The organism is Solihabitans fulvus, from assembly GCF_008386585.1.
Taxonomy (GTDB): Bacteria; Actinomycetota; Actinomycetes; order Mycobacteriales; family Pseudonocardiaceae; genus Solihabitans; species Solihabitans fulvus.
Genome location: NZ_VUOB01000055.1, coordinates 36,468 through 48,161, shown reverse-complemented (window position 1 = coordinate 48,161; position 11,694 = coordinate 36,468). Strand labels below are relative to the sequence as shown.

The following is an 11,694-nucleotide window of genomic DNA, read 5'->3' as shown; positions in this document are numbered from 1 at the left end:
CCTGACGGGACCCTTCATGACGCGGGGACATGGGGACATGGGGGAACGCGGGGTCAGGGGACGACGGAGCGTTCCTCGGCGAAGTGGCAGGCGCTGGGGTGCTCGCCGACGCTGACCGCCAGGGGCGGTTCCTGTTCGGCGCAGACGTCCTGGGCCTTCCAGCAGCGGGTGCGGAACCGGCAGCCCGACGGCGGGTCGATCGGGCTCGGCACGTCCCCGGTCAGCCGGATGATGTCGCGCTGCCCGCGCAGCTGCGGGTCGGGCACCGGCACCGCGGACAGCAGCGCCTGCGTGTAGGGGTGGCTGGGGTGTTCGTAGATCTGCTCGTCGGTGCCGATCTCCACGATCTTGCCGAGGTACATCACCGCGACTCGGTCGGACAGGTGCCGCACCACCGACAGGTCGTGCGCGATGAACACATAGGACAGTCCGAACTCGGTCTGTAGCTCGCCGAGCAGGTTCATCACCTGCGCCTGGATGGACACGTCCAGCGCGGACACTGGCTCGTCGCAGATGATCACCTTGGGGCGCAACGCCAACGCGCGGGCGATGCCGATGCGCTGCCGCTGCCCGCCGGAGAACTGGTGCGGATACCGGTTGATGTGCTCGGGGTTCAGGCCGACGACGTCGAGCAGGTCCTGGACGCGCCTGCGGCGATCGCCCTTGGGCGCGACGTCCCGGTGGATCTCGAAGGGCTCGCCGACGATGTCGCCGACGGTCATCCTCGGGTTGAGCGAGGTGTAGGGATCCTGGAGGACGATCTGGATGTCGCGGCGCAGCCTGCGCAACGCCGCGCCGCGCTTGGCGAACACGTCCTCCCCGTTGAACCGCACGCTCCCGCTCGTCGGCGGTTCCAGGCGCATCAACACCTGGGCGAGGGTGGACTTGCCGCAGCCGGACTCGCCAACCACGCCAAGGGTTTCGCCCTGCCGCAGCGCGAAGGAGACACCGTCGACCGCCTTGACGTGCCCGACGGTCCGCTTCACCAGCACGCCGACCCGCACCGGGAAGTGCTTCACCAGGTCGGTGACCTCGAGAATCGCCTCAGCCACGGCTCTGCATCTCCCCCGCGAAGTGGCACGCGCTGGCCCGACCGTCGCCGAGGTGGCGGAACTCCGGCACCGTCGTCGCGCAGACGTCGGCGGCCATCGCGCACCGTGGATGGAACGGGCAGCCCGGCGGTATGTCGGTGAGGCTCGGCGGCAGGCCCTTGATCGTGCGCAGCTCCTGGCCCTTGAGGTCCAGTCGGGGCAACGACTCCAGCAGCGCCGCCGTGTAGGGGTGACCCGGCGAGCGGAACAGCGAGTAGACGTCGGCCTCCTCCACGATCCGGCCCGCGTACATGACGGCGATCCGGTCGGCGACGTCGGCGACCACGCCGAGGTCGTGCGTGATCAGGATCAGCCCCATGTCGCGCTCGCGCTGGATCTCCGCGAGCAGGTCCATGATCTGGGCCTGCACGGTGACGTCCAGCGCGGTGGTCGGCTCGTCCGCGATCAGCACCTCGGGATCGAGCGCGAGCGACATCGCGATCATGGCGCGCTGCCGCATCCCGCCGGAGAACTGGTGCGGGTACTCGCGAATCCGCCGTGCCGCGCCGGGAATCCTGACCAGGTCGAGGAGTTCCACCGCCCGCTTGCGCGCGTCGGCGCGGGTCATGCCGCGCCGCACCCGCAGCTGCTCCTCGATCTGGAAGCCGACGGTGAACACCGGGTTCAGCGCAGACAGGGCGTCCTGGAAAATCATCGCGATGCCGTCGCCGCGCACCGCCATCCGGCGGTCGGCGTCGGCGGCGAGCAGGTTCTCGCCGTGGAACCGCACCTCGCCGCCGGTGACGAAGGCGGGCGGCGTGTCCAGGATGCCCATCACCGCCTGCGCGGTCACGCTCTTACCTGAGCCAGATTCACCAAGTACCGCAAGGGTTTCCCCGACAGAGACCCGGTAGGAGACGCCGTTGAGCACGTTGGCGACGCCGTCGCGGGTGCGGAACTCCACCCGCAGGTCAGCGATCTCGAGCAGCGGCTCGGCCTCGGCCGCCTCGCGCGCCTGCGGCGACACGAACGTTCCGGTGGCGCCGTCGTAGACGGACTCGGACATCGGAGCCTCCCCTAGCGCGACTTGGGATCGAGGGCGTCGCGCACCGCGTCGCCGAGCATCACGAAGGCCAGCACCGTGATCGTCACGAAGGCCGCGGGGAACAACAGCATGTGCGGCACCGTCCGGACGTAGTTGCTGGAGTCGCTGATCATCACGCCCCAGGACACCACGGGAGGGCGCAGCCCGATGCCGAGGAACGCCAGCGTCGCCTCGGCGCCGATGAACGCGCCGACCGCGATCGTCGCGTACACCATGACCGGCGCGAGCGTGTTGGGCAGCAGGTGCCGGAAGATGATCCGGAACGGGCTGGCGCCCAGCCCGCGCGCGGCCTTGACGTAGTCCAACTGCTTGGCCACCAGCGTCGCGGAGCGCATGATCCGCATCGCCACCGGCCAGGACAGCACCGCGATGGACAGCACGACCTGCACGATGATCCTGGTCTGGCTCGGGTTGCTGGTCGGCGCGTTCAGCGTGGTGAGGATGACGATCGCGCCGAGCACGAACGGCATGCCGGCGAAGATGTCGCCGAACCTGGACAGCAGGCTGTCCAGCCACTTCCCGTAGTAGCCGGCGACGATGCCGATGACCGAGCCGATCAGCACGGTCAGCAGCGCCGAGGTCACGCCGACGATCAGCGACGCCCTGGTGCCGTAGACCGTTCGCGCGAAGAGGTTCCTGCCCTGGAGGTCGTAGCCGAACCAGGCGTCGCCTGAGGGCAGCGCCCGCGAGTGGTCCAGGTCGGCGAAGTTGGGGTCGACCGAGGTGAACAGGCTGGGGACGACCGCCATCAGCAGCACCACCAGGATGATCGCCGCGGAGATCACGAACCTCGGCTTGCGGCGCAGTTCCCGCCACGCGTCGCCCCACAGGCTGCCCTGTCTGGTCAGCCCGCCTGGCGGCGCCTCGGATAGCTGGAGTTCGCTCGGTTCAGTCATAGCGAATCCTCGGGTCGAGTACGGCGTAGAGCAGGTCGACGAGCAGGCTCGCCAGCAGGTAGACGAGCACCAGGAGGGTGACGATGCCGGTCACCAGCACGCCCTCCTTGTCCTGGATGCCTCGGAAGATCTGGCCGCCGATGCCGTTGATGTTGAACACGCCCTCGGTGACGATCGCGCCGCCCATCAGGGCGCCGAGGTCGGTGCCGAGCAGCGTGAGCACCGGGATGACGGAGTTGCGCAGCAGGTGGATGCCGACCACCCGCTTGGTCGGCTGCCCCTTGGCGATGGCGGTGCGGACGAAGTCGGCGTGCCGGTTCTCCGCGATGCTCGTCCTGGTGAGCCTCGCGACGTAGGCCATGGACAGGCTGCCGAGCACGAAGCCGGGCACGATCAGCTCGCCGAAGGTCGCGGCCCGCGACACCGTCGGGCTGATCAGGTGCCACTGCACGCCGAGCACGATCTGGAGCACGAAGCCGGTGACGAACACCGGAAGCGAGATGAGGAACAGCGTGGACACCAGCACGAGGTTGTCCAGGAAACCCTTGTTGCGCAGGCCGGTGAGCACGCCGGCGCCGATGCCGATGACCGCCTCGATCAGCACGGCGATGAGCGCGAGCCGCACGGTGACCGGGTAGGCGGTGGAGATCAGCTTGCCGACGGACAGGCCGGCGAAGGTCTCGCCGAAGTCGCCGGTGAGCAGCCGGCCTAGATACTTGAAGTACTGGACGATCAGCGGGTCGCCGAGGTTGAACTTCGCCCGCATCACCTCGATGTAGGACGCCGGGCACGGGCGCTGCCCGCACTTGCCGGCGAACGGATCGGTCGGAATCGCCCACACCAGCGTGTAGATGATGAAGGTGGTGCCGAAGAAGACCGGGATGAGTTGGAGGAAGCGCCGCAGGATGTAGCGACCCATGCGTCCACTCCTTGGCGTGGTGGGAAGTGGTCGGCGCCGGACCCGGCCCGATGCGGTGGCACCGGGGCCGGGTCCGTCACGCCGTCAGTGGGTCAGAGCCGGAACTCGGAGATCTCCGCCTGGCGCTGGAAGTTGAGCTTCGCGGCCTTCAGGTTCTTGGAGAAGCCGCCGATGCCCTTCTCGTCCCACACCGGGACCGAAGGAAGGTCCTTCGCCAGGAGGGCGTGCGCCTGCTGGTAGATCTTGATCGCCGCGTCCTTGTCGGCCGTGGCGTCCGCCTGGGCCAACAGCTTGTCGAACTCGGGGTTGGAGTACAGCGAGTCGTTCGAGGAGCCGCCGGTGCGGTAGATCGGCGTGAGGAAGTCCTCGATCGACGGGTAGTCGGCCGACCAGTCCATCCGGCTCATGCCGGTGAACTGGTGCGAGTCGGCCAGCTGGCGGAACGCGCCGAAGTTGGTCGACGGCACGAACTCGCAGGACACGCCAAGCGTCTGCGCGATGCTGGCGCAGGCCGCCTCAAGCGGCTCCTTGCGGCCGCCGTCGGCGTTCGAGGCGATGGTCAGCTTGCCGGTGAAGCCGGACTTCTGGAAGTAGTCCTTGGCCTTGGCCGGGTCGAACTTGCACCACTCACCGCACACGTCGGGCTGGTAGCCCTCGATGCCCGAGGAGATCCAGCCGTCGGCCGGCACGTAGCTGCCGTTGAGCACCGTCTTGGTGATCTTGTCCCGGTCGATCGCCAGCGAGATCGCCTTGCGCAGGTCCAGGTTGTTATACCCGGGCACGTAGTAGGGGATCGCGATCGTGCTGATGCCGAGCAGGTGCGTCGTCAGCACGTGGTCGCCGAGGTCCGCCTTGTACTTGTCGGCGACCTTGGCGTTGGGCGGCAACGCCTCCATGAAGTCCAGGTTGCCGGCGAGCAGGTCGCTGTAGGCGGCCTCCTGCGAGGAGTAGATCTTGATGTCGAGGTCCTTGAAGTGGACCTTGTTCTCGCCCTGGTAGTCGTCGAACCTGGTCAGCTTGATGTCGGCATTCGGCGTGCGGGACACGAACTTCATCGGCCCGTTGCCGATCGGCTTGTCCGCGAAGCCCTTGGGGTCCTTGAAGAACGCGTCGGGCAGCGGGTAGAACGCCGAGAAGCCGAGCTTGGTCTGGAAGACCGAGAACGGCGCGTTCAGCGTGACCTGGAACTCGTAGTCGCCTAGCACCTTCAGGCCGGACATCGTCTGCGCCGTGGGCTTGTCGCCCTCCTTCGGCGGGTTGACGTCGGCGTAACCCTGGATGTTCTCGAAGAAGCTCGCGGCCTGCTGCGCGTTGGGCGCGTAGGCGCCGTAGTTCCAGGCGTCGACGTAGTTCTTGGCCTTGACCTCGGACCCGTCGTGGAACTTCCAGCCCTTCTTGATGGTGATGTCGAAGACCTTGGCGTCGCTGGTCTTGATCGAATCGGCCATCAGGTTGTAGGGCTTGGCGTCCTCCGGCCGGTAGGCGAGCAGCCCGACGTACAGCGCGCTGACGGCCTTGTTGCCGCCAAGCTCGGTGGTGTTGGCCGGGAGCAGGGTGGCTTTGGGCTCGGTGCCGTAGATCGAGACGGTGCCGCTCTCCCCGCCGCTGCCGGCCGAGTTGGTGTCGCCGCCGCTGCCGCAGCCAGCGGCCGCCAGGACCAGCGCCACGGGCAGTGCCAACCAGGTGATCGAACGCGCTCTTCGCATCAGAACTCTCCCCAGTTCTCCGTCAGGCGCAGGCCGAACGGGGGTGCCGACCGCGCTGCCGCCAGGGAGGGGATGCCCTCCCCGAACCGTGAGAGGACGTTAACCGGATGGATCATCGAATCCGGGAGGAGGCCCGATCACAAAGCCATTACGATCATAAAGTATTAAGCCATGTGGCGCAGTTCACACTGCCATTCAGCGGTACTCAGGCTAGGGCGAATGCGATGCCATCGAGAATATCGTGCTCGCTGACGAGCAATTCCGTGATATCGGCCTTTTCGGCCAACTGCTCGGCGAGCACCCGCAGCACGACGGCCCCGCCGGCGATGACGTCGACCCGGCCGGGGTGGATGACCGGGATCGCGGCCCGCTGCTCGTGCGTCATGGCCAGCAGCCGCTCGGTGGTCTCGCGGACCTCGTCCAGGCTCAGCCTGGTCAGGTGGGTCCGCTCCGCGTCGTAGGCGGGCAGCTCCCTGGCCACGGCCGCCAGCGTGGTGACCGTGCCGGCGACGCCGATCCAGGTGCGCGCCTTGGCCACCGGCACCGCGGCGAACGCCTCGCCGAGCACCTCGGTGGCCACCGACACCGCCGTGGCGATCTCACCCTGCGTCGGCGGGTCCGAGTGCAGGCAGCGCTCGGTCAGCCGGACGCAGCCGATGTCGACCGAACGGGCCGCCTCGACGTCGCCGAGGACGCCGTTCCAGCCGCCGAGCACCAGCTCGGTCGAGCCGCCGCCGATGTCGGCGACGAGGAACGGGCCGTCGTCCGGCTCGCAGTCGGCGACCGCGCCGGTGAAGGAGAGCCTCGCCTCCTCGTCGCCGCTGATCACCTCGGCCTCGACGCCGAGGACCTCACCGGTCATCGCGAAGAACTCGGCGCGGTTGCCCGCGTCCCTGGTCGCCGAGGTGGCCACCATGCGCACCCGCTCCGCGCCCTTGCGGCGCAGCACGGCCGTGTAGTCGACGAGCGCGGCCCTGGTCCTGGCCAGCGCCTCCGGCGCGAGCAGGCCGGTGGCGTCCACGCCCTGGCCGAGCCGGACGATCCGCATCTCGCGGTGCACGTCCCGCAGCCAGCGGCTCCCGTCCTCGCGGACGGTGACGTCCGCGACGAGCAGGCGGATCGAGTTCGTCCCGCAGTCGATCGCGGCCACCCGCGCCATCACGTCCTCCTCGCCGAACCGCAGCACAGTCCCTACCGGGACCACCCCTACTGGGACCACGGTAGCCGAGGGGTCGGCGCCCGCCAGGACGCGGTGGCCGCGGGCCGCGACGCCGCCGCTACCGCGACGACCCGGTGGCGGACGGCGCGGTGGCGGACGGCGTGAGCGTCGGGCTGGTGGCGTCGGACCTGGCCGCCGACGAGGGTCCGGACGGCGTGGTGGTGGTCGTGGTCGGCGTCGGGCACCCCGGCGGCGGGCTGCTCGGCGTCGTCGTGCTGGTCGGCGGCGTGCTGGTCGTCGTGCTGGTCGGTGCCGGCGTCGTCGGGCAGCTCGGCGTCGTCGTGGTGCTCGACGGCGGCGTGCTGGTGCTCGGCGCGGTCGGCACGAGCGTGCCCGAGGTGCTCGACGGCGGTGCGGTCGTCGTCGCCGAGCCGGGCGACGGGTTCGTCGTGGTCGGCGCGGTCGGGGTGCCGGCGGGCTGGTTCGGCGTGCCGGTCGACTGGCCCGGCGTCGTGCCCGGCTGGGTCTGGCCGATCTGCTGCGCCGGCCCGGTGATGTCGATCGGCGCGGTCGAGCTTGGCAGCGGGGTCACCCCGACCGCGTACGCGTCGGCCCAGATCAGCACGGTGCTCACGTACTCGTCGGAGTGGTTGTAGCGGAACACCGCCTTGGCCCGCTCGACCGGGTTGCTCAGGTCGCCGCCGGCCGAGCACAGGTAGTAGGCCGCGGCCTGCGCCGCGTCGTAGACGTTGTGCGGGTTGGGCACGCCGCCGTTGTGCGCCTGGATCCGGTCGGTGTAGCCGGCCCACGTCGACGGGATGAACTGCATCGGGCCGACCGCCCGGTCCCACGTGCTGTCGCCGTCGTACCGGCCGCCGTCGGTGTCCGGGATCGCCGCCATGCCGGGACCGCCGTTGAGCACCGGGCCCAGGATCGGCGAGAGCGTCGTGCCGTTGACGTCGACCAGGCCGCCGCGCGCGTGCCCCGACTCGATCCGGCCGATGCCGGCGAGCAGCGACCAGCTCAGGTGGCAGCCGGGCATCGTCGCGGCCAGCCGGTCCTGCGCCTTGAGGTAGGCGTCCAGCACGACGCCGGGGATGCCGAGCGGGCCCTGCGGCAGCCGGTTGATCAGCGGGTTGGTCTCGCCGGCCAGCTCACTGGGGTTGTCGGCGGACTTGAGCAGCTGCGCGGACAGCTCGTCGGTCTGCGGGAGCCTGCCGTTGACGTTGACCTTGCTCAGGTCGAACGGCGTGCGGACCTTGCGGTGCAGGTCGCCGGGGGCGGCCGGGTCCGCGACGATCCGCGTGCCGTTGGCCAGGTTCACCCAGGACATCACGCCGCTGCCGGTGAGCAGGGCGGGAGCGAGCAGGGTCGCCGCAGCGGTCGCGGCCAGCCCGATCTGTCTCGGGGATGCGGCGCGTCCACTCCTGACGCTCTTCCGCACCCTGCTCCCTGTCCTGCGGTTCGGCGCTGCCACGGAAAACCCACTCCCTGAGCCCTCGTCCCGACGGACCACACCGGCGTGCGCCGGTGGGCACCCCTCGCTCTGCCGCCATTCACCATGCCTTATCGGCGCGGCAGTGTCACTCCGCAGGACGGCGGGAGCGAAGAACTCGTGTTTAGCCAACCGGCAGTGAAGCTCGTGTACAGCAGATATTCACACTTGACCCGGCCTGCGGCCCGACAACGCTGCCCCATCGCGCGGCCGTGGACGCTCCCGCACGGCACGCGTCCCCGGCACCGAAGGCACCGCCACCTGCCCTTTTGTCTCCTCGGCCGCCGAATACCGCCCCAGCGGCGAAGCCGACCAGACCAATTTCCGGATTCGACGAACGTGCGCTGGTCGACTAAGCGCAATCTCCGGACGGCCACTGCCCGACGAGCCGTTCGAGCGCCTCGTCGCCGAATGGGTTGACGCCTTTGCCGGCCGCCAAAGAATGCGCGACGTGCACGTGCAGGCACTTCACCCTGGTCGGCATGCCGCCCGCGCTGACCTCGGTGCCGAGCGGTTCGATGGCGTCCCGCTCGGCCAAATACGCCTGGTGCGCCAGCAGGTACGCGGCGGCCAACTCCTCGTCCTCGGCGAGGCGGTCGGTCATCTCCCGCATCAGGCCACTGCCCTCCAGCGTGCTCACCAACGAGCACAGCCGGGAGCAGGTCAGGTAGTACAGCGTGGGAAACGGCGTGCCGTCCTCCAGCCTCGGGCTGGTGCGCACCACGGCGGGATGGCCGCTGGGGCAGCGGGCCGCGACGGCGCGCAACCCCCTCGGCGACCGGCCGAGCTGGGCCTGGATGGCGGCGCGGTCCTCCTCGGTGATCGGCCCGTCGGTCATGAGCCGTTTCCCGCGATCGAGTCCCACAGCTTCTCGTACCACGCCTTCTGTTCGGCCGGCTTCGTCGCCGGTTTCTGCTGTTGCTGCTGCGCCGCCGCGTCGCCGGGCAGGTGCACGATGTAGGGCGTCTCGCCGGGCCGGACATAGCCGAGCCTGCGCCTGGCCTCCGCCTCCAGCTGGGCGGGGTCGCCGAGCTGCTGCTGCCGGTCCTGGAGCCGCTGCACGTCCGCGCGCAGCTGCTCCTGCTGGTGGTTCACGTCCCGCATCTCGGCCCGCTGGGCGAGATAGGTGCGCAGCGGCACCGCGATGCTCAGCGCCAGCGCGCAAACCACCAGCGCCAGCAGCGCGGCCCGCCGCGTGCTGGACATGCCGAACGCGCCGCCGGTGCCCTGGTTGCCGCGCTGCCGCGCCCGCAGCCGGGTGCCCGTGGCGGCTGGTGTCGCCGCGCGCTCCGGTTTCGGCGCGCGCCGAGCACGCTCGGGTCGACGGGCCGACGAACCGTCCGTCCGTCGACGCCGCCGCTCCCGATCGTGCTCGCGTGGAGGCACCGGGCTCAGCTCTCCGGCAGGTACCGGGGGAAGGCCAGGTCGCCGGCATACCTCGCGGCGTCGCCGAGCGCCTCCTCGATCCGCAGCAGCTGGTTGTACTTGGCGGTGCGCTCGCCACGGGCGGGCGCACCGGTCTTGATCTGCCCGGCGCCGACGGCCACCGCGAGGTCGGCGATGGTGGTGTCCTCGGTCTCGCCGGAGCGGTGGCTCATCATGCTCTTGTAGCCGCAGGAGGTGGCCAGCGCGACCGCGTCCAGCGTCTCCGACAGCGTGCCGATCTGGTTGACCTTCACCAGCAGCGCGTTGGCCGCGCGGCGGGAGATGCCCTCCTCCAGCCGCTCCGGGTTGGTGACGAACAGGTCGTCGCCGACGATCTGCACGCGCTCGCCGAGCTCGGCGGTCATCCGAACCCAGCCGTCCCAGTCGTCCTCGGCCAGCGGGTCCTCGATGGACACCAGCGGGTAGGCGTCGACCAGCTCGGTGTAGTAGCCGGTGAGCTGCTCGGCGCTGCGCTTGGTCTTCTCGAAGGTGTAGGCGCCGTCGGAGTAGAACTCGGTGGCGGCGACGTCGAGCGCGAGCGCCACGTCGCGGCCCGGCGTGTAGCCGGCCTTCTCGATGGCGCTGACGATCAGGTCGAGCGCGGCGCGGTTGCTGGACAGGTTCGGCGCGAAGCCGCCCTCGTCGCCGAGCCCGGTGCCGAGGCCCTTGGCCTTCAGCACGGACTTGAGCGCGTGGTAGACCTCGGTGCCCCAGCGCAGCGCCTCGCGGAAGGACTCGGCGCCGATCGGCGCGATCATGAACTCCTGGATGTCCACGTCGGTGTCGGCGTGCGCGCCACCGTTGAGGATGTTGAGCATTGGCACGGGAAGCACGTGCGCGTTCGGGCCGCCGACGTAGCGGAACAGCTCGAGGCCGCTGGACTCCGCGGCCGCCTTCGCCACCGCGAGCGACACGCCGAGGATCGCGTTCGCGCCGAGCCGGGACTTGTCCGGGGTGCCGTCGAGGTCGACCAGCTTCTGGTCGACGACGCGCTGCTCGACCGCCTCGATGCCGGCCAGCTCGGGGCCGATCTCGTCCAGCACGGCGTTCACCGCACGCTCGACGCCCTTGCCGCCGTAGCGACCGGCGTCGCCGTCGCGCAGCTCGACCGCCTCGTGCTCGCCGGTCGACGCGCCGGACGGGACCGCGGCCCTACCCAGCGTGCCGTCGTCCAGCGCCACCTCTACCTCGATGGTGGGGTTGCCTCGCGAGTCCAAGATCTCGCGTGCGCCGACCTGTTCGATGACCGCCACGTGCGCTCCCTATCCCACTGGAGAACAGTCTCGGCCCAAGCCTACTTGGGCGCGCCCGCCGACCCGCGCAGGCACGCGCGCACGAGAGATAGGTCATCGTGACCCGGGTCCGCCAGCCATCCGGACGGCGGTCGAGGAACAGCGTCGGCGTGCGTAGCGTTGGTCGGACCATGACCACCGACAGCACCTTCGAGGCGTTTCGACGGGCCGAGGCGCTACTCGCCGGCCGCCGCCCGCTCGACGCGCTGCGCGAGTTGCGTGAGGTGCTCGAGGTGGCCGCCGACAAGCCGAGCGTGCAGCTGCTGGCCGGGCGCGCGTACCTCGGCTCGGCGCAGCTGCTGCGGGCCGAGGAGGCGTTCCGCAAGGTCATCGAGCTGGACCCGAGCGACCACTACGCCCGCTTTGCCCTCGGCCGCACGCTGCAACGGCAGGGGCTGTTCACCGAGGCGCAGGCGCAGCTGCGGATGGCCACGGCGATGAATCCGTCGCCGGAGTACCAGGAGGCGCTCGGCGAGCTGCGGGCCCGAATGGCCCTGGAACGCGACAACTGACCGCTCTCCCGGCATTGTTCGGCCCGGAATTGTTCCGTCCCGTTCGTCCGTGAACTGTTCACTGACTTTCACCGGGTCGGTGAATAACGGACATCTCGACGCCATGGGCGCTCCGGATGATCATCAGATCGTGTCCGAGGATCTCCAGAAGGAG

11 protein-coding genes are annotated in these 11,694 nt (G+C 69.8%); 1 reads left to right on the top strand and 10 read right to left on the bottom strand.

What is annotated here, in order from left to right; translation table 11 throughout:
• Nucleotides 1–53: 53 nt before the first annotated feature.
• From F0L68_RS28130 to eno, 10 genes are all read right to left on the bottom strand, one after another.
• The gene (locus tag F0L68_RS28130; RefSeq protein WP_149852840.1) at nucleotides 54–1,052 is read right to left on the bottom strand and encodes an ABC transporter ATP-binding protein; all 999 of its coding nucleotides are present in this window, start codon (nucleotides 1,050–1,052) and stop codon (nucleotides 54–56) included.
• Nucleotides 1,045–2,097 (bottom strand): ABC transporter ATP-binding protein, encoded by a 1,053-nt coding sequence (locus F0L68_RS28125; RefSeq protein WP_149852839.1) that lies wholly within the window; start codon nucleotides 2,095–2,097, stop codon nucleotides 1,045–1,047. Before F0L68_RS28125 ends, F0L68_RS28130 begins: the two co-directional genes overlap by 8 nt.
• A gap of 11 nt (nucleotides 2,098–2,108) precedes the next feature.
• Nucleotides 2,109–3,032: an ABC transporter permease gene (locus F0L68_RS28120; RefSeq protein WP_149852838.1), complete on the bottom strand. Its 924-nt coding sequence runs from the start codon at nucleotides 3,030–3,032 to the stop codon at nucleotides 2,109–2,111.
• Nucleotides 3,025–3,951, bottom strand: a complete 927-nt coding sequence (locus F0L68_RS28115; protein WP_149852837.1) for an ABC transporter permease — start codon at nucleotides 3,949–3,951, stop codon at nucleotides 3,025–3,027. The genes F0L68_RS28120 and F0L68_RS28115 overlap by 8 nt, the downstream gene beginning before the upstream one ends.
• A 92-nt stretch (nucleotides 3,952–4,043) precedes the next feature.
• The gene (locus F0L68_RS28110; RefSeq protein WP_149852836.1) at nucleotides 4,044–5,657 is read right to left on the bottom strand and encodes a peptide ABC transporter substrate-binding protein; all 1,614 of its coding nucleotides are present in this window, start codon (nucleotides 5,655–5,657) and stop codon (nucleotides 4,044–4,046) included.
• Nucleotides 5,658–5,862: 205 nt separating this feature from the next.
• Nucleotides 5,863–6,816 carry a Ppx/GppA phosphatase family protein gene (locus F0L68_RS28105; protein WP_149852848.1) on the bottom strand — a complete coding sequence of 318 codons (954 nt, stop codon included), beginning with the start codon at nucleotides 6,814–6,816 and terminating at the stop codon, nucleotides 5,863–5,865.
• A 118-nt stretch (nucleotides 6,817–6,934) separates the two neighbouring features.
• On the bottom strand, nucleotides 6,935–8,260 hold the full coding sequence (locus F0L68_RS28100; protein ID WP_149852835.1) for a lysozyme family protein: 1,326 nt from the start codon (nucleotides 8,258–8,260) through the stop codon (nucleotides 6,935–6,937).
• Between the two features lie 403 nt (nucleotides 8,261–8,663).
• A complete protein-coding gene (locus F0L68_RS28095; protein WP_149852834.1) occupies nucleotides 8,664–9,149 on the bottom strand; it encodes a DUF501 domain-containing protein in 486 nt (161 codons plus the stop codon).
• The gene (locus F0L68_RS28090) at nucleotides 9,146–9,697 is read right to left on the bottom strand and encodes an FtsB family cell division protein (protein ID WP_149852833.1); all 552 of its coding nucleotides are present in this window, start codon (nucleotides 9,695–9,697) and stop codon (nucleotides 9,146–9,148) included. Before F0L68_RS28090 ends, F0L68_RS28095 begins: the two co-directional genes overlap by 4 nt.
• 5 nt (nucleotides 9,698–9,702) lie before the next feature.
• A complete protein-coding gene (gene eno / locus F0L68_RS28085; RefSeq protein WP_149852832.1) occupies nucleotides 9,703–10,989 on the bottom strand; it encodes a phosphopyruvate hydratase in 1,287 nt (428 codons plus the stop codon).
• Nucleotides 10,990–11,159: 170 nt separating this feature from the next.
• Between eno and F0L68_RS28080 the strand changes: the two genes are divergently transcribed.
• On the top strand, nucleotides 11,160–11,540 hold the full coding sequence (locus tag F0L68_RS28080; protein ID WP_149852831.1) for a tetratricopeptide repeat protein: 381 nt from the start codon (nucleotides 11,160–11,162) through the stop codon (nucleotides 11,538–11,540).
• Nucleotides 11,541–11,694: the final 154 nt, after the last annotated feature.